The organism is Pseudomonas sp. FG43 (assembly GCF_057809175.1).
In genome coordinates this window covers 296,688-314,646 of record NZ_JBMDJL010000002.1, presented here as the reverse complement: position 1 = coordinate 314,646, position 17,959 = coordinate 296,688, and the positions used below count along the sequence as shown (strand labels likewise).

The 17,959-nt window shown below is 61.2% G+C and carries 14 protein-coding genes; all 14 read left to right on the top strand.

Going from position 1 to position 17,959, the window contains the following annotated elements; translation table 11 throughout:
• Window positions 1-43 precede the first annotated feature (43 nt).
• The 14 genes from ACODS3_RS04225 to ACODS3_RS04160 all read left to right on the top strand — a co-directional run bounded on the left by ACODS3_RS04225 (window position 44) and on the right by ACODS3_RS04160 (window position 17,949).
• Complete coding sequence (locus tag ACODS3_RS04225) at window positions 44-244, top strand: Flp family type IVb pilin (RefSeq protein ID WP_201002965.1); 201 nt, start codon at window positions 44-46, stop codon at window positions 242-244.
• A gap of 24 nt (window positions 245-268) precedes the next feature.
• A complete protein-coding gene (locus ACODS3_RS04220) occupies window positions 269-826 on the top strand; it encodes an A24 family peptidase (RefSeq protein WP_201002967.1) in 558 nt (185 codons plus the stop codon).
• Window positions 827-846: 20 nt separating this feature from the next.
• Window positions 847-1,773 carry a Flp pilus assembly protein CpaB gene (cpaB, locus tag ACODS3_RS04215; RefSeq protein ID WP_122320856.1) on the top strand — a complete coding sequence of 309 codons (927 nt, stop codon included), beginning with the start codon at window positions 847-849 and terminating at the stop codon, window positions 1,771-1,773.
• 57 nt (window positions 1,774-1,830) lie between these two features.
• Window positions 1,831-3,357, top strand: coding sequence for a type II and III secretion system protein family protein (locus tag ACODS3_RS04210; protein WP_201017661.1), 1,527 nt, complete (start codon window positions 1,831-1,833; stop codon window positions 3,355-3,357).
• A gap of 14 nt (window positions 3,358-3,371) precedes the next feature.
• Entirely contained in the window at window positions 3,372-4,037 is a 666-nt protein-coding gene (locus ACODS3_RS04205) for a CpaD family pilus assembly lipoprotein (protein WP_201017662.1), read from the top strand.
• 10 nt (window positions 4,038-4,047) lie between these two features.
• Window positions 4,048-5,280, top strand: coding sequence for a CpaE/TadZ family protein (locus tag ACODS3_RS04200; RefSeq protein ID WP_489033386.1), 1,233 nt, complete (start codon window positions 4,048-4,050; stop codon window positions 5,278-5,280).
• Between the two features lie 16 nt (window positions 5,281-5,296).
• On the top strand, window positions 5,297-6,664 hold the full coding sequence (locus tag ACODS3_RS04195; RefSeq protein ID WP_201017664.1) for a TadA family conjugal transfer-associated ATPase: 1,368 nt from the start codon (window positions 5,297-5,299) through the stop codon (window positions 6,662-6,664).
• 11 nt (window positions 6,665-6,675) lie between these two features.
• Window positions 6,676-7,656, top strand: coding sequence for a type II secretion system F family protein (locus ACODS3_RS04190; RefSeq protein ID WP_201002978.1), 981 nt, complete (start codon window positions 6,676-6,678; stop codon window positions 7,654-7,656).
• 28 nt (window positions 7,657-7,684) lie between these two features.
• Window positions 7,685-8,638, top strand: a complete 954-nt coding sequence (locus ACODS3_RS04185; protein WP_122320849.1) for a type II secretion system F family protein — start codon at window positions 7,685-7,687, stop codon at window positions 8,636-8,638.
• A gap of 26 nt (window positions 8,639-8,664) precedes the next feature.
• Window positions 8,665-9,546, top strand: a complete 882-nt coding sequence (locus tag ACODS3_RS04180; RefSeq protein ID WP_489033383.1) for a tetratricopeptide repeat protein — start codon at window positions 8,665-8,667, stop codon at window positions 9,544-9,546.
• A gap of 8 nt (window positions 9,547-9,554) precedes the next feature.
• Entirely contained in the window at window positions 9,555-10,067 is a 513-nt protein-coding gene (locus ACODS3_RS04175; RefSeq protein ID WP_304573921.1) for a TadE/TadG family type IV pilus assembly protein, read from the top strand.
• Window positions 10,064-10,642, top strand: a complete 579-nt coding sequence (locus ACODS3_RS04170; protein WP_201017668.1) for a TadE/TadG family type IV pilus assembly protein — start codon at window positions 10,064-10,066, stop codon at window positions 10,640-10,642. The genes ACODS3_RS04175 and ACODS3_RS04170 overlap by 4 nt, the downstream gene beginning before the upstream one ends.
• 116 nt (window positions 10,643-10,758) lie before the next feature.
• A complete protein-coding gene (locus ACODS3_RS04165) occupies window positions 10,759-12,288 on the top strand; it encodes a pilus assembly protein TadG-related protein (RefSeq protein WP_489033381.1) in 1,530 nt (509 codons plus the stop codon).
• A gap of 42 nt (window positions 12,289-12,330) precedes the next feature.
• Complete coding sequence (locus ACODS3_RS04160; RefSeq protein ID WP_489033379.1) at window positions 12,331-17,949, top strand: beta-propeller fold lactonase family protein; 5,619 nt, start codon at window positions 12,331-12,333, stop codon at window positions 17,947-17,949.
• The last annotated feature ends 10 nt before the right edge of the window (window positions 17,950-17,959 follow it).

The window sequence follows — 17,959 nt, the reverse complement described above, 5'->3', positions numbered from 1 at the left end:
CGGTCGGGATTCCCTTTTCCGACATCTCACACAGGCTTGCGCCATGCTCAACTCCTTCAAGAAATTCCTTCGCGACGAAAGCGGCGTGACCGCCATTGAATACGGCATTCTGGCGGCTTCCATGGCCGCAGCCATCGGCTACATCTTCGGCTCCGACGGCCAGTTCATCGGCGCGCTCAAGGAACGTTTCGGTGGCATCGCCGACCAGATCAGGTCCACCAACAACAGCACCGGCAGCAACTGACGTTACCCCGCAGGATTCCCGTCCATGACCAGCCTTGTCGTCGTTCTGCTGTTACCCGCCTTGTGCTGGGTCGTGGTCACGGACCTGCTGTATCGCAAGATCCATAACCGACTGGTGCTGGCATTGCTGGCGGGATGGCTGGTACTGCCACTACTGGCGCCCCTGAATATCGGCCCTTTTGCAGGTCTGGGCGTCTGGCAGGTCATTTCTGCCATGGGCTGGTCTACGGCAGGCGCGGCGCTGGTCCTGCTGGTCGGTTACGGCCTCTACATGATCGAACGGGTCGGCGGCGGCGACGTCAAGCTGATGACCGTGCTGAGCCTGTGGATCGGCAGCGAAGACCTGATCACCTTCCTGATCATCACCTCGCTGGCTGGCGGCATCCTGGCGCTGGTACTGCCCACGCTGGAAATGCTCGAAGCCGCTCTTGCAAGGGGCGTGATGTGGCTGATCCGGCGCATGCCGCAAGACGCTATCGCGGTACCGATCATCTATGACGCTCAACGCCCCGCAGGTATTCCCTACGGCCTGGCCATCGCAGCAGGTGCGCTGTTCACCTTGCTGTTTCCCATCCACACCTGAACCCACAGTAGCCGTACTCGATGAAAAAGAATTCGCTCATTCTGCTGACTGGGGCCATTGTCCTCGCCAGTGGCTCCGCTCTGCTCGCACGGGCTTTGCTGGCACCGCCAAAGCCACCTGAAGTCAAGGCACAGGTTCAACCTGCCGCCCCCAAGGAAGCCACTCGCCAGGTGCTGGTCGCTTCACGCAACCTGCAACCGGGCGACTTCATCGATGCAGGCAGCCTGGACTGGCAACCGGCAACCGCACAAATGACGCGCTCCCTGTATTTCATCGAAGGCCAGGACAAGCAGGACTCCTTGCTGGGCGCCACTGTGCGTCAACCGGTCGAAGCCGGCCAGCCACTGACCAGCAGCGTGGTCGTGCGCCCCGGCGAACCAGGCTTTCTGGCCTCGGTCATCAAGCCCGGCATGCGCGCCGTATCCGTGCCGACCAGCGCAGTGGAGAGCAACTTCGGCCTGGTGGCCGCCGGTGATCGCGTGGATGTGATCCTGAGCCTCAAGCGCGAACAGGAAACCCAGGCGCCAGACGCCACCGCCAATGCCGCGCCGTTTCTGGCCGCCCAGACCATCCTTCACGATATCCGCGTGCTGGCAATGAATAACAGCACCCGCAGCGACCTGAATGTACGCCGGGATCTGGAAACCACGCCCAACGCCAAGAACACCAGCAGCCGCCAGAGCTTTGAAACCGTGACTCTGGAAGTCGCGCCGTCGGCGGCCGAGCAACTGGCAGTCGCCAAGGAGATCGGCAACCTGCAACTGGCCATCCGCTCATCGGTCGAGCAGACCGAAGACGAGCTGCTGACCAGCGGTGAAGTCACCACCCTGAACAAGACCACCAGCATTTATCCCTCGCAGAAAAGCGCGGGTAAATCCGGGCCGGCCACCACTGTGCAGCTCTTCAGGGGCAAGGCCACCGAAGTTCTGGACCTGGCGAAACACTGATCAGTTGCGTCTGCCGGCCGGTGTAGCGCCGACAGACGCCCTTACGGAAAAAACAGCATGAAACGCACAGCGCAACCTCTGGCTTCGGGCCGGAACGGACTCTCCTTGCTGCTCGCCGGCCTCGGCTTGAGCGCCACACTGGTCAGCCCGTCAGTTGTCATGGCCGAACAGGCGACCGTGGACAACTACGACATGCCTGCCAAAACCCCGGTCACGCCGGTTATCACAGCCCAGCAACGTGCCCAGTTGCAACAGATCAGTGAAACCCAGACAGTCAACCTGACCGTGCGCCAGGGACGCCTGCTGCAACTGCCTCGCGCCGCGGCAAAAGTGCTGTTGGCCGACCCGGAAGTGGCCAGTTTCCAGATGCCGTCGCCGAGCAGTGTCTTCGTATTCGCCCAGCGGTCAGGCGCCACGACCCTGTATGCACTGGACGCCAACGACAATGTGATCGCAGCCATGCGGCTGGTCGCAGGCTTCGATCTGGAAGGCCTGCGCCAACAGATCGAAAACGAAGTGGTGGGCTCGCAGGTCAGTTTCGTACCGGCGGCAGGCGATGGCCTGATCGTTCGTGGACATGTTCGTACGCCCCTCGAAGCCCGTCAGGTCATGGCCAGCGTCAAGGCAGCCGTCGGCGCCAGTGACAGCGCCGCAGGTGGACCGGGTGGCGGCGCTCCAGCCGGTGCGCCCGGAGGCGGCGGCCCTGCTGCACCGCGAGTGATCAACCAACTCAAGGTCGAGTTGTCGGCACAGGTCAATATCCGGGTCCGGGTCGTCGAAGTGTCCCGCAACCTCAGCCATACTCTGGGCCTGAACTGGGACTCGGTCATGAACAGCGGCAAGTTCCGTCTGGCGACCGGTTCTTCGACCAGCCTGTTCAACGCCGCCGACGCGGCCTCATCGGCAGGCACCATCGCTGGCGCGACCCAGGCCGGTCAGTTGATCCGCACGGCCAACACCATCGGCTTCACCGACGGCAACCTGACCGGGCTGATCAACGCCCTGTCGGTGGAAGGCATGGCTTCGGTCCTGGCCGAGCCCAACCTGACGGCCATGTCCGGCGAAACCGCAGGCTTTGCGGCGGGCGGTGAAGTGCCAATCGTGGTCATCACCAACAACAACGTCAGCATCACCTACAAATCCTACGGCGTGATCCTGCGCATGACACCCACCCTGCTCTCGCCCAACCGCATCAGCCTGCATATCGCACCGGAAGTCAGCGACCTGTCCGATGACGGCGCAGTGACCCTGCCCGATGGCGGCTCGACCATTCCGGCCTTCAAGGTTCGGCGCGCCGACACCACGGTGGAACTGGCCAGCGGCCAGAGCTTCGCCCTGGCGGGCATGCTGCGCAGCAACGTTGCCCAGCAAGTCAGCGGCCTGCCGGGCCTCAAGGGCGTGCCGTTGCTCGGTCGCCTGTTCGAGGGTGAAACCAGCACACAAGAGGACACCGAACTGGTGATTCTGGCGACCGCTTATGTCGTAGACCCCGTCACCGAAGGTGAACTGCAAACCCCGGGCCGCGGCCTGCCAGGCATGGATGCGCAGATGCCGCGCCAGGCCAGCGCAGGGTACCTGTACTGATGGAGACCTTGAAAATGAAGCCTGTCACTTTCCGCCTCGCGCTGCTGGCCTGCCTGCCTTTGCTCATGGCGGGCTGTACCGCGCAGTACAACGAACTGCGCGCCAAGCGCTTTGCCAACACGCCGATGCCGGTCACTCAGGTGAACCCCAGCGCCCTGAGCGTTTCCCTCAACACCGTCAATCAGGGTAAGGGGCTGACTGCCGAATCCCTGGAAAACCTCAACACGATGCTGAGTAATCAGGGTCGTCTGAAAAACCAGAGCCTGACCCTGCAACCCTTCACCCCTGCGGGTGAGCAGATGGCCAAACGTCTGACACGGGTACTGAACGAACGCGGCGCGGATGCCAGTCGCATCATTCTGGCACCGGTCCAGCTCAAGGCTGCCGAGCAATCCGGCGGCTGGGATCTGCAGGTCATTTCCGAGGCCATGGTCGCGCAAATCCCCGACTGCCGAATCGCCAACGCCGATGCCTGGACCATGACCCCTTATCAGGCAGTCGGCACTCTTGGTTGTGCCAACCGGGCCAACATTGCGCGGATGGTCAGCGACCCTCGCGACCTGGTCCGCCCGCGCACTCTGGACAGCGCCGATGGCAATCAGGCCAACAATGCCGTGCAGCGTTATCAGGAAAGCAAGACCACCGAACTGATGAACATCGACTTCTCCCAGGACGACTGAGGACGCCGCCATGAACGACAAGACCAACACTGTACTGCCCAGCGGCGACAAAACCTTTCTGGCACCGGTCCTGTTCGCCGCCAGTACGGCTGACCAGCGCAGCTTCGCCGAACAGTTGCAGCGCCTGGGCCAGCCCGAGGCGCTGGTCCTGAGCGGCGGAATCGAAGCGGCCAAGGCCTGGTGTGCCGAACAGCGGGCCAGCCTGCTGCTGGTGGACCTGGATGGCGAGCAATTTCCCTTGCAGGCCATTTCTGAACTGTCGAGCCTGTGCGATCCGGGCTGTGCGATTCTGGCCCTCGGCAGCCAGCAGAATGTCGACCTGTACCGCGCCCTGACCCACAGCGGCGTGGTGGATTACCTGTGCAAACCCGTACCACTGGACTTGCTGGCCAGCAGCCTGGAGCGTGCGCGCAATATCCATCAGCAACCCCAGACCAGCCAGGTGCGCACCGGTCGCAGCATTGCCGTGACGGCTTGCTCCGGCGGGCTGGGTACCAGCACGGTCAGCGCCGGGCTGAGCCTGTTGCTGTCACACGAACGGCATATTCCTGTGGCCGCCGTGGATTACGACCGGCACAACGCAGACCTGTCCCTGCTGCTGGGGGCTCAGGGCGATTGCGGGCTGGCCGCTGCCTTGAGCAGCAGCGAGATCGATGCCCGCTTTCTGCAACGGGCCATGACTCGTCTGGATGACCGCCTGCATCTGTTGGCCCAGGAACCTTCGGCCGACCATTTCGCCCCTATCGATACCGATCACCTGCTTGAGCTGGGCGCCAACCTGTGCCGCCTGTTCAATCAGGTGGTGTGGGACCTGCCATCCGGCCACCCGCAAGGTGCGCTGGAGGTGTTGCGCCACGTCGAAACCCGCATCCTGCTCAGCGAATTCACCATTCAAGGCGCCCGCAATACCCAGCGCCTGCTTGAAGAGATCGGTGACGAAAGCGAGGGCCAGCAACTGCTGCTGGTGGTCAACCAGAACCACGGCACTCATCAGACAGTCGCCCGCGAACAGTTCGAGGCCTTCGTCGGCAGACGTGTGGACCTGATCCTGCCTTACGCCGGACACGCACTGAGCGACAGCCTCTTGAGCGGCCCGCTGCGCCTGGACGCTGCACCGGCCTTTCGTCAGGTCCTGCTGAATCTGGCGGACCTGGCCTGTGGCCGCAAACCGGGCAATGCCCTCGCAGCGACGTCGGTGCTGGCCCGCCTCAAAGGCGCCCTGACCCGTCGTAACGCGGCCTGACACAAGGAGCCGGATCATGCTGATACGCAAGCCCAGAACCCCTGCCCCCGCGCCGACACCCTTGCCCGTGCAGGAAAGCAGCGAGTCGGTCATCGAGATGCAGAAGGTCAACACGACCAAGGCAAACCCTGCCAGCAAGAATGCCGACAGCGGCGCCAACCTTAACCGGCGCCTGATTCGCGGTTTTCTCTATGACCAGATCGACCCGCTCAAGGCGGCGGCCATGGGGCGCGACAAGCTGCGTCAGCAGATCGAAAGCCAGATACGGCGCATCTGCGATGACAACCGCCTGCAACTGTCGCGCCCCGAAGAAGAGCAGATCGCCAGCGAAATGCTGGACGAGATGCTGGGTATCGGGCCGATCCAGCCGCTGCTGGCCGACGACACGGTCAACGATATTCTGGTCAATGGCGCAGGTCAGGTGTTCGTCGAGCGCTTCGGCAAGCTGGAACTGTCGAACATCACGTTTCTTGACGAAGAGCATGTGTTCAACACTGCCCAGCGTATCGCGGCCGGTGTAGGACGACGCATCGACGAAGCCAACCCCATGGTCGATGCACGGCTGGCTGACGGCAGCCGGGTCAACGTTATTACTTACCCGCTGGCCATCGACGGCACCACCATCTCCATCCGTAAATTCATGCGCCGCAACCTGACGCTGGAATCCCTGGCGGCACGTAACGCCATGTCGATGGAAATGGTCCAGGTGCTCAACCGCGCCATGATTGCCAAGCTCAATATCGTGGTGTCCGGCGGTACGGGTGCGGGCAAGACCACGCTGCTCAATGCGTTGTCGCAAAAGATCAGCGAAGACGATCGTATCCTGACCATCGAAGATGCCGCAGAGCTGCAACTGCAACAGATCCATGTGGTGCGTCTTGAAACACGGCCGGTCAGTGCCGAAGGCACCGGCAAGGTCGATCAGCGCGATCTGGTGCGCAACGCCCTGCGGATGCGGCCTGACCGGATCATCCTCGGTGAAGTACGCGGCGGTGAAGCCTTCGACATGTTGCAGGCCATGAATACCGGGCATGACGGCTCGCTCTGTACCGTCCACGCCAACACCCCTCGCGACGCCATCATGCGCCTGGAAAACATGGTGATGATGGCAAGCATGCAACTGCCGATGGAAGCCATTCGACGCCAGATCGCCAGTGCCGTGAACCTGGTGGTTCAGGTCGAACGCCAGCGTGACGGCGGACGACGTGTTGTCTCGATCACTGAAGTCTGCGGCATGGAAAACGACGTCATCCAGACTCAGGAGCTGTTCGGCTTCAAGGTCCGCTCCACCGACAGCCAAGGCAAGATTCTGGGCGACTACGTGAGCAGCGGCCAACGGCCCGAGTTCTACAACCAGCATGCCCACCTGTTTGGCGACCTTTGAGAGGACACCTCATGCAAGCTGTCCTCGATTTGCTCACCCTGCTGGTTTTCGCCTGCGTCATGTTCGCGTTCTATGGGCTGCTGAGCCTGAGCAAGCGACGTCAGCGAGCCGCCGAAAGTGCGGCGCGCCTGGAGCAACTGCTGCGCGAAAAGGTGAAGGTGAATGCACCGAACACCCAGGTCGAGAGCATCATGCGTGACATGCAGAGCGCACCGCTGGGCAGCATGCCCGTGCTTGGCACTCACATCACTCATCTGTGGATCAACCTGAACCTGCTGGGCTGGCGAAAGACGCTCAAGGCGCGGGCCATTGCATTCAGCCTCGGCGGCTTTTTCGCCGGAGTGCTGATTGGTCGCGACACGCCCATGCCCTTGCTGTTCGGCAGCCTGATTGCGGTATTCACCGCCATTGCCCTGTTCACGCTGTTCTATCGCCAGGCACTGGCCAAGTACCACAAGCAGCTGCGCCAGTCCCTGCCTGAAGCCATCGACTCCATCACCCGCACCTGCCGTGCAGGCGTACCGATCAGCAACGCTTTCGCACTGGTTGCCGATCATCTGAGCGGGCCGTTGAGCGTGGAGTTCGCGATCATCGACCACTGGCTGCGTCTGGGTGTGCCGTTGCGGCGGGTCATGCAGGATTCGACCCTGCGCGTGCCACTGGCCGAGTACCGATTCTTCGCGGTGATCCTGATCATCAATCAGGAAGCCGGTGGCCGTCTGGGCGAAACCCTGGACCGGCTCTCGACCACCCTGCGCGACCGTCACGAGCTGCAACTGAAGATTCTGTCCAAGACCTCCGAAGCACGGGCCTCCTCCAAGATCGTGTCATCGCTGGTGCCCGCCATGCTGGGCTACATGTACATCAATGCCCCACAGGATTTCCGCTTTCTGCTCAACGACCCCACCGGCAACATGGTGCTGTTCTACGCCCTTGCCAGCGTCACGCTGGGGCTGGTCATCAACCACCTGATGGTGAGCCGAGTCGGATGAACGCTCGCTTTTGCGGAGAACAACAGTCATGACCAACGAAACGCTCATTCTGCTCGCCCTGGGGGTGATGTTGACCGGCACCGGCCTGGGCCTGCTCGGCTGGTACCTGGGTCTTTCGGAGAAAAGCCTGGACCTGCGCCTGGGCCGCAGCGAGGACAATCGCCAGCAACAGGTCCAGGCCAACATCCTGCGCACCGATCAACTGGCCCTGTCCGCCAATGCCCGGCGCCTGCTGTTGCCACTGGCTTCGGCCGGCGAACATCTGGCCGGCACGGCACAGGATCGCCAGCACCTCAATCGTCTGCTGAGCATGGCGGGCTTTCGTGCTCAGGCCAGCCTGGGTCTGTTGATGGTCGCCAAATATGCCAACGGCCTGCTGTTTCTGGGCATCGTTCTGTTTGGTGTTCTGGATGCCCAGAGCCGCTTCGGCCTCAAGGGTCTGGCCATGGGCCTGATCGCCCTGTTCGTCGGCACCACCCTGCCCGAAGCCTGGCTGAAATGGCGGGCGGCGCGGCGCGGCGGGCGCATGGCCCGTTCGGTGCCCGATGGCCTGGACCTGATGGTGATCTGCGCCGAAGCCGGCTTGCCGCTGGGCCGCATCATGCAAGTGGTGGCCAGGGAACTGGCGCTGTCGGCTCCCGAACTGGCGGATGAATTGCGCTACACCTTCGCCGAACTGCAAATCGTCAGTGACCGCTCACGGGCATTGCTCAACCTCGCCGAGCGCACGGGCGTCCGGGAAATCGAAAGCATGGTGGGAACCCTGATCCAGGCCGAGCGCTACGGCACTCCCCTGTCACAGGCACTGCGCACCATCGCCGATGAAAGTCGCAAGACCCTGGTGCTGGGCCTTGAAGAAAAAGCCGGAAAGCTGCCCGCGCAAATGAGCGTGCCACTGATGGTCCTGATCCTGCCACCGATCATCGCGGTCATGGGCGCCCCGGCGATGATCCGTCTGGTCCGCGCTCTGGCGCAAAACTGATGCCTGCCTTTTCTCTGGAGAATACCGTGTCCTCACCTCTGTCCCTTTCACGTCTCGCCCTGCTTTCGCTGCTGATCATCGGCGCAAGCGGCTGCTCCAGCCTGCCCGGCATCGACCGTAACAATGCCCAGCCACAGACCAACGCGCCCCTGAGCAAAAAGGAAAGCGCAGAAGCGCTGAGGCTGGCCCGCGTGCTGCGCGATAACGGGCGTATCGAAGCAGCCACCGAGGTCTACGCCAAGATGGATCAACGCCAGCAACTCAGCCCCCGGGAACTGCTGGAATACGCCAGTGTTGCGGCGTTGGTGCGCAAGCCGCAGCAATCGCTGGAACTCTACGGCCGTGCCCGACACGCCCTTGGCGGTGCCGACAATCTCAGCCCGTCCGAAAGCCTGATTACCTGCCTGGGCATGGGCCGTGCGCGTCTGGCACTGAATCAGCTTCAGGCTTCGGTGAAGGATTTCAATTGCGCGCTCAAGGCCCAGCCGGACAGCACCGAAGGCCTCAATGGTCTGGGCGTGGCCAGCAACAGCCTTGGCCAGACCGAGCAGGCTCAGAAGCTGTTTCAACAAGTACTGGAGATCGACCCGTCCAACCAGCCAGCGCTGAACAATCTGGCCATGACCTACCTGAGCAGCAACCAGCCTCAGCAGGCCATCACGCTTCTGCAAGGCGCCAGCCTCAATGCCACACCCAGCCTGGTGCTGAACCTGGCCTTGGCGCATCTGCTCAAGGGCGATAACGATCAGGCGCGTCAGGCCCTGAGTCGCAACCTGCCCGATGCCAATACCGAAGACTTGCTGCAAGCCTTGCAGGCCAGCGTCGCCCGCATCCATGCAGGCTCCCCTGCCGCAACCGAACTGCTCGCTGCCAGTCAGCGTCCGCTGGCCCTCGGCACACCACAGTGAAGCGGGTCATGCATCTATTGCGAGGCCCACGACAACAGCGCGGCGTGACAGCGGTGGAAACCGCGCTGATCATGCCGGTGATCCTGATCGGCCTGATGATGTTCTTCGAGCTGGCACGCATTGCGCTGGTGGTGATCATCGGCAATCTGGCGCTGGACTCGGCACTGGGCGGCCTGCGTCACGAGAAAGTCGACCTGATGGCAACCGAGCAGCTTCAGCCTCTGATCACCGAGCGGATTCTGCTGGCGTCCTACGGCTACCTCAAGGCCAATGAAATCCAGATCGATGCGACTTCCTACAGCGCCCTGCAAGTCATGGGCGGGGAAGACGCCAGCGACGATGAGTCCAGCACGGAACTGCCCGACGGCAGCCAGCCGGTGATTGTCGTCAAGGTGACCCTGCAACAGACCTACATCACCGCACTGCCCAAACTGCTCGCCCTGCCCGACCGCTTTACCTATGAGTACCGTCAGGTGCTGGGCAACCTCTATAACACTGCCCTCATTGGTAACGATCAATGATCAAGCGTACGCGGCAACGCGGCAGCGCCCTGCTGGAAACTGCACTGGCCCTGCCGATCATCCTTGGCACAGGTTTTGTCTGCGCCGACCTTTACAACCTCAGCCGCGCCAAGACCGACATGGAGCGCAGCACCTCGACGCTGTCCTCGATCCTGGCGATTCAGGATCGGCTGACCAGTGGCGGCCTCGAACAGTTGATCGAGAACATACGTGGCCCGCGCAAGGACAACTATCAGATTTTCATCGCTCAGGTCCGGCGCAGCGGTGAGGTGGTCTGGCATCTGCAACGGGGCAATGCCACCGGGCTGTGCGATGACCCTTTCGCCAGCAGCCAGTACAGCGGCGAGCTGCCCGAAAGCAGCCCAACGCCATCTTCCTCCGAAGAGCCACAGCAAGACACGGTCTCGATGCTGATCGTGCAGACCTGCCAGGCCAGTACCGAACTGGCCATGAGCAGCGAGCTGTTTGGCGGCAGAATCCTGCAAAGCGTCGCTCTGGACCGCATGCAGAACAGCGACCTGCAACTGGCTGAAGATCTGGCGCAGGAGGCCGGTCTGGACACGGACCAGAGTTGATTAAGCCTTCTTAATGGAGCCAGCCTTGCTGCTAGTTGGGAAAGATTCTTATTCTTGTATAAACCTCAAGGCTGCTGTCATAGCGGCCTGTTGATCCCTTCAGGAATGACCGCTTCATGCTCAATCGCAAGCTTCAGCGCGGTAACGTCGCGCCCTTCATGATTCTTGCCACTGGCGGCCTGTTACTGGCCAGTGCCTACGCGATAGACCTGACGCGCATGACCGGCAACGCCTCGCAACTCAAGCGCGCGACCGACGCCGCCGCCCTGGCCGTCGGCCGGGCCAATGCCGACGGCGATGAAAACGTCAGCAAGGACCCCACCGGTTTTGCCACCGCGTATGTGCGCCAGAACCTGGGCATGGATGCGCAGCTTCTGGACAACCTGGGCGAAGTCACCGTCGAAGAAGGACGCAGCGCCGACAGCAATCCCACCTACCGGGTAACCGCAACGTCCCGTCACGACCCGCAAGTCAGCGGTAATGCCAGTCAGGACCTGACCGTGCATTCCACGGCGGAGTTGATCAGCAAGCCGCTGGAGGTGGCGTTGGCGATTGATTCGTCGGAAATCGAGAACGCCATGACTATTGGCGTCAACTCAAAGCTGCACACCGATGCAGCCCGTTACTTTCTGGACCGGCTCTTTGGCACGGACAGCAGCGGACAGCCACGCGAGACCAAGGAAAACCTGCGGGTTGCTCTGGTTCCGTTCAGCCAGGAGGTGAACGTCTATGATCCGCAATACAGCCGGGCCAACCAGCCTCGCCTGACGGAGTGGTCAGCTCCTGGTGCACTTACACCACCCGATTACGGCAACGTCCTTCTGCATCAATATGGTTTTTTCAAACGCTATGGTGACTTGAGAAACCCTCAGTTTCCTGACCGTCGAGCCAGGCGCCTGGCGTTTTACAGGGGCACGAACACCAACGAGTCATACGACTGGATTCCCTCACCAGCCCAATCAAAGATGCAGGTCGTTGCCGGAATGATCATCTCCAGCAACGAGAACATGCGTGCGGTCGTTTCAGAACGCCGTTTCTTTACTCTCAGCGCCACCAATGACGATGGTGTGGAAAACCTGGTCGATACCGATGCAAGTATCCCCAACGCACCGCTGCTGCCTCTGGAAGCTGATCGCAGCGCACTTGACGGACGCCTTGATGAAATCCGGGGTGACTGGTACTTGCAGGTCATGCCTGGCCTTTTCTGGGCAGGCAGTGCGCTTTCGCCCAACTGGCGAGGCAGCGGCGGCTGGGGCGACAACACCTATCCGCTGGACTTCAACCCTGATGGAAGCGGCCCTAACCGCAAGGCCATCGTGCTGCTGCTGAACTGGAACTCAGGCATTGCCACCGAGGACCAGAACCAGAGCATTCAGGACTTCCTCGACATCTGTCAGTCATTCAGTGACAACGGGGTCGAGTTCCATGCCGTGGTTCGCGCCACCACTCCACTGACCAGTGTGCCCGGCGGCACTTCCCCTGTCTCAATTGCTTCCGACTGGCTCACACCCTGCACCGATGGCGGCAAACGCCTGCATGTCATCGAAGGCAATTCATCGGATACCTCCGGCGATCTGAAGGCCGCCTTCGACAGCATTGCCAATGAACTCAAGAGCCAGGCCAATCGCGTGCTGCTGGTTGAATGATGCGCCTCCCTATTTCCGTCTACGCCCCAAAGGACTGTCCCAATGACTGAGCGTTCACCTGCCCGTCCCCGCCTCCAGCGACTGTATCTGGCGCTCGAACCCCGGATGATGTTCGATGCAGCGGCGGTAGCCACGGCTACGGAAGTCGCTGCTGCCAGCGAAACCCAGAGCGCCAGTCCGGCAGCAGATAAAACGGCGGACAACTCCGCAACCAGCGTTGCTCATGAAAACAGCAGCACTTCGGACAACGATCAGGCAAGCGCCACCACAAGCCAGCGCACCACAGCGCTGGCGACCGATAACGGTGCCCACCTGAGTCTGGACGCTCTGACAAGCCTGGAAACCCTGAGCACAATCAGCGGCCTGAGCAACATTGCACATACCGAACTGTCCAGTGATGGCACGACCCTGTATGCAGCCAGCAGAACAGGTGAGCTGGCCATCTTCACACGTGATACCGAGACTGGCGCGTTGACGCTAAGCAACACCCTGACGGCCAGCGACACTCAGCTGACTTTAATCATTGATCTGAAAATCAGCCCGGATGGCGAAACGCTCCTTATGAGCGGTGCAAACGGCAGGTCCTATTCGGACACGCTTGCCGTATTCAACCGCGATCCGGCCACGGGAAGCCTTGTCTTCCTGGAAAGCCATTACATCCTCACGATAGAAACACTGGAAATCTCGGACGACGGCAAATCGGTATATGCCGTCGATAGCGGCAACGAAGGGATCTATGTCTTCAGCCGTGATAGCGACAGCGGCAGTCTGACGCGACTGAATCTGGTCGAGAACACGTCATGGAGCCCACCTTACATGTTCGCCATATCGGCCATGGAGAGCCGAGGAGATTACGTATTCGTAACAACCCAGACCTTCTCCCCCCCACATACCCTGATCGCTTATCAGCGTGACGCCGACGGCAACCTGGGTTCGCCGTTTTATATCCGCGATGGCCAGCGAGACAGCGCTGGCAATACGGTTTCGCTCAAGTCTCCCAGCCAGATCAATGCATCGCCCGATGGCCAGACGCTTTATGTCACCACCTCCGGAGGCATCGTCACGTTCCGGGTCGAAAACCAGTCCTTTGTGGTCCAGAACTCCATAAGCCAGGCCAATATCACCTCGACAGCCCTGAGCAGTAACGGCAGTACGCTTTATGCCACCCTCAGCGACGGCACCATCAATCGCTACAGCGCCACGACCTCAGGCCTGATGCTGCTCAATAGCACAGCCGGTGGCCAGAGCGACGCCAGCGCGATTCAGGTAAGTGCCGATGGCGGCGTGATTGTCACGGGCTCTGGCATCAGCGTTCTGCAGGAAGCCAGCACCCGCTACCTGGAAGGCACGGCCCCACAAAAGCTGAGCGATGCGCTGGTCAGCGACTCGACCCTGGACGCGCTCGACAACGGTAATGGTGACTATAACGGCGCAAGCTTCAGCGTCACGCCGCAACGCGGTGACAACGCCGAAGACACCTTGAGCTTTATCCCCACCAGCAGCCTGACCTTGAGCAGTGACGGTTCGCAAATCCTGAACAACGGCACGGCCATCGCCAACCTGACAGTCAATGGCTCCAGCCTGAGCATCACCTTTACCGGTCAGGTCAGCACCGCGCTGGCCAATCAGGTGCTCCAGCAGATCGGCTACAGCAACACCAGTTCGGACGCTGGCAGCCTGGCGGTCATGGTGCTGGCGTTCGACAACGGCCAGGGCGCGAGCACCTCGCTGAATGTGGAAGTGCGTCTGGTGGACGTCAACAACGCCCCCACTCTGACCACCACCGCCACCGATCCCAGATACTCCGCCCAAGGCAACCCGGTTGCCGTGTTTCAGGACACTGTCATCAATACCGGCGAAAGAGCCCAGTCGGTCAGCGGCCTGGCCCTGAGCGTGACCGGTATACAGGACGGTGCCAACGAAGTGCTGGTCGTTGACGGCACGCGCATCACCCTCACCCAAGGCAATACCGGCATCACACGCAGCGGCCTGAGTTATGAAGTCAGCGTCAGCGGCACAACCGCCAGTGTCAGCCTGAGTGGCGGCAACCTCAGCGTGGCCAATGCGCAGACGCTGGTAAACGGCATCGGCTATTACAACGACAGCACCACCATCACCGGCGTTGATCGGGTGGTCGGCCTGACGCTGATTCGCGATAACGGCACAACAGCCAATGGCGGTATCGACAGCACAGCGCTGAACCTGACCTCCACCGTGACCATGCGCGATAACAGCGCACCGCTGCTCAGTGACGTACCGACAAACCTGGCCTACACCGAAAAAGCGGCAGCGATTTCACTGCTCGCAGACACAGGCTTCAACGATGTCGAACTGGACAGCGATGGCGATTACCGCGACGCCAGCATCCGTATCGTGCGCAGCGAAGGTGCCAATGCGGCCGATATCTTCGGTTTTCAGGACGGCAATGGCTTCACGCTTTCCGCCGATGGCAAGCAGGTGCTCAAGGACGGCGACGTCATTGCCAGTTTCAGCCTGGTAGACGGCGCACTGGTGCTGACCTTCACCTCCAGCCAGCCAGTCAGCGCCGCCGATGCCAATCTGGTTATCAAGCAGATTACCTATGCCAATGAAAACAGCGATCCGGGCAGCCAGATCAGCCTGAACCTGTCGATCAACGATGGTGATGGCCTGACATCGACCGCGCATACCATTGCCATAACCGTGACCGAAATCAACGATGCGCCTGAGCTGTCAGCCACCGCGCTGGACCCGACCCTGAGCTTTGGCAACAACACGGCGCTGTTCAGCGACACGCAGATTTCAACGGTGGAACAGGGTCAATCCATCATTGAGTTTCGTCTGGAAATCAGCGGCCTGAGCGATGGCAGCCAGGAGCGCCTGAACATCAACGGTACCCTTGTGGAACTGGTGAACGGTACGCAAACCGGCGGCGATTACACCTACACCGTCAGCCTGTCGGCAGGCACCGCCACATTGATCATCACCCCGGCCAACGGCATCGATACCGAGGCGGCACAAACGCTGATCGACGGTATCCGTTACAGCAATGCCAGCCTGGCACCGACCCTCGGCAGCCGCACCGTGACGCTGGTCAGCATTCAGGACAGCGGCGGCACACTGGATGGCGGAACCGATGTCAGCGACCTGAACATTGCCTCCACAGTCGATGTGACCGCCAATACCGCTCCCGGCATCAGCAACCCGAACCCGGGAACGGTGCTGACGTCTCCCAATATCACCGACCCGACTCAGCCCACCCAACTGACACCGGGCAGCGTTGACTCGGCACCTTCAGCCATGGCCACTTCCAGCGATGGCAAGTTCGTCTATATCGTGGCCGGCAAGACCCTGACGATCTACGCCAGAACAGCAGACGGCCTGGTCGAGCAAGGCAGCTTCAGCGACGACCAGTATTTCAGCGACCGGGACGTCTTCCTTGAAGGTATGGACCGGGTATTCTCGGTCACGCTGTCGGCGGATGGAAGGTTTCTGTATGTGGCCGGTTTCGAGGCTACTTCCGAGACAGGCGAGCTTTCGACCATCACCTTGTACCAGCGCGATATCACGACCGGGGCACTTAGTTATGTGGGCATTGCTGCCAGCAACGACACAAGCAGTAGCTACTTCGGGCAAATGGTGGTGTCCGCAGATGGCAGATCCCTGTATGCGGTCAGCAACGACAGTGCAAACAGCGGAATCACCACGTTCACGATCAATGCCCAGGGCGGTCTGAGCCAGTCGGGGCACCTGTCGGACGGCATTGGCCAAAGCTCGGACGTGGTGATTTCCAGCGATGGCCGCTCGGTGTATGTCAGCAATAGCTGGGACAACGCCATCGCAATCTTAAGCCGCGACACAACCACCGGCGCACTCAGCTATGCGGGTTCGCTGACGGCACTGGGCAATGGTCAAAACCTCAGTTCGATCGGCGGGCTTGCCCTGTCCAGCGCAGGCGACTTCCTGTATGTCTCGGACAAGAACAGCAACTCGATCCGGATTTTCAGCCGCAGCGTCGATGGCAGCCTGACGCTGAGCGGCACCGTCAGGGACGGGTTGAGAAGTGTCTATTCGCTGGCGGACATAACTCTCAGTGCCGATGGCAGCGCTCTGTACCTTGCCCATGAAGGCAATGACCCCAGCTTGTTGGTGTACAGCAGAGATGCCACCACCGGTGCCTTGACCTTTACTCGTGCGTACACTTCAAGCATGGGTTTCAACAGCCTCGTCAGCGCTACAGACGGCAGCCTGTATGCCCTGGGCAGCGAATGGTCCGGCGCGGATGTGGTGATTCTGAGCAGCCCGACCATCGCCCCGCACTTCACCCAGGGCGGCGATGCCGTACTGCTGGCACCTAATGGGCTTGTCAGCGATGCCGAGCTGGATGCGCTGAACGATGGCGCAGGCAATTACAACGGTGCCACCCTCACCCTGGCGCGCCAGGAAGGTGCCAGCACCGAAGACCGGTTTGGCCTGCAACCTTCCGCAACGCTTGGTCTGTCGAGCGATGGCAGCCAGATACTGCTCAACGGAACAGCCATCGCCACGTTCAGCCAGACCGAAGGTCGCCTGACCATCGCTTTCATTGAAGATGTCAGCCAGGCGCAGGCCCAGTCGGTGCTGCAACACCTGACCTACCTCAACAGCGCCGCTACACCACCTGCGCAGGTGGAACTGGTGGCCAGTATCAACGATGGCTTGCTGACCTCGAACAGCGCGAGCTTTACCGTCGCAATCACGGCAACCAGCACGCCCGTCATCACGCCGCCAGTGGTGACGCCTCCTGTCGTGGAACCGCCTGTAGTGACACCGCCAGTCGTGGTTCCTCCTGTAGTAACGCCGCCAGATACAGGCGGCGGTACCGTCATTACACCGCCACCAACAGACGTGGATACCGGCAGCAGCACCCCGACAACCAACGTCACCGAGCCGGTTATCGTTGCAGCGCAGTCCGCGCCGCTGATGGGGCTGCGCCCAAGCGGGTTCAATGAAGTCCGGCAAACAGAAACGTCCTTGCCACCGGGCATCAGCCCGCTCGGCTTGCCAGCAGAGATAAACAGCACGCTGAACACTGTCCTGCCCGACTCCACAGGCCTGGAATCGAGTCAGCGCAGCGTCACCGAGCAATTGCTCGGCAGTAGCAACATCCTCAGCGACACCCTGGCCTCCAGCCAGTCGGCACGTCCGGGCGAAACCTGGCAGATGCAGGTCGCAGCCAACGGCAATGCAAACAGCGAAATGCAACTGCCGCCATCGTTGCTCGCCAGCACCCAGAGTAGCCCGCAACTGCGCATGAGCAATGGCCTGCCTTTGCCAAGCTGGGTCCGTTTCGATCCGCGCAGCGGCAAGCTGATTGTCGATAACCGCCAACTGGCTGCCGCACAACGCCTGAATCTGGTGCTGATCACCCGCGACCGTTCAGGCCAGGAACAACGCACGCCAGTCCAGATCGAGACCGGTGAACGCCCTCAAGGCGCAGCCACACAACAAGAACCGGCAAACACACCACCTGCGCCCGCAGCGGAACAGGCCTTGCGCGCCCAACTGCAATACAGCGCGCCGAGCCTGAACCTGGCTCATCAGGCCCAAAGCCTGTTGGAAAACCTGCTGTCGATAGTGGGCAACGAATCGAACGAAACCGTCGCCAACGCAGCGACCCAAGACGACCAGCGCGTCGCATGATCTTTTTCAG

Bases quoted from the DNA above. Each gene is read 5' to 3' on its own strand.
- ACODS3_RS04190 (WP_201002978.1), top strand. From the start codon at position 6,676: ATGCAAGCTGTCCTCGATTTGCTCACCCTGCTGGTTTTCGCCTGCGTC.
- ACODS3_RS04165 (WP_489033381.1), top strand. From the start codon at position 10,759: ATGCTCAATCGCAAGCTTCAGCGCGGTAACGTCGCGCCCTTCATGATT.
- ACODS3_RS04175 (WP_304573921.1), top strand. From the start codon at position 9,555: ATGCATCTATTGCGAGGCCCACGACAACAGCGCGGCGTGACAGCGGTG.
- ACODS3_RS04205 (WP_201017662.1), top strand. From the start codon at position 3,372: ATGAAGCCTGTCACTTTCCGCCTCGCGCTGCTGGCCTGCCTGCCTTTG.
- ACODS3_RS04225 (WP_201002965.1), top strand. From the start codon at position 44: ATGCTCAACTCCTTCAAGAAATTCCTTCGCGACGAAAGCGGCGTGACC.
- ACODS3_RS04195 (WP_201017664.1), top strand. From the start codon at position 5,297: ATGCTGATACGCAAGCCCAGAACCCCTGCCCCCGCGCCGACACCCTTG.
- ACODS3_RS04210 (WP_201017661.1), top strand. From the start codon at position 1,831: ATGAAACGCACAGCGCAACCTCTGGCTTCGGGCCGGAACGGACTCTCC.
- ACODS3_RS04170 (WP_201017668.1), top strand. From the start codon at position 10,064: ATGATCAAGCGTACGCGGCAACGCGGCAGCGCCCTGCTGGAAACTGCA.
- ACODS3_RS04200 (WP_489033386.1), top strand. From the start codon at position 4,048: ATGAACGACAAGACCAACACTGTACTGCCCAGCGGCGACAAAACCTTT.
- ACODS3_RS04185 (WP_122320849.1), top strand. From the start codon at position 7,685: ATGACCAACGAAACGCTCATTCTGCTCGCCCTGGGGGTGATGTTGACC.
- cpaB (WP_122320856.1), top strand. From the start codon at position 847: ATGAAAAAGAATTCGCTCATTCTGCTGACTGGGGCCATTGTCCTCGCC.
- ACODS3_RS04160 (WP_489033379.1), top strand. From the start codon at position 12,331: ATGACTGAGCGTTCACCTGCCCGTCCCCGCCTCCAGCGACTGTATCTG.
- ACODS3_RS04220 (WP_201002967.1), top strand. From the start codon at position 269: ATGACCAGCCTTGTCGTCGTTCTGCTGTTACCCGCCTTGTGCTGGGTC.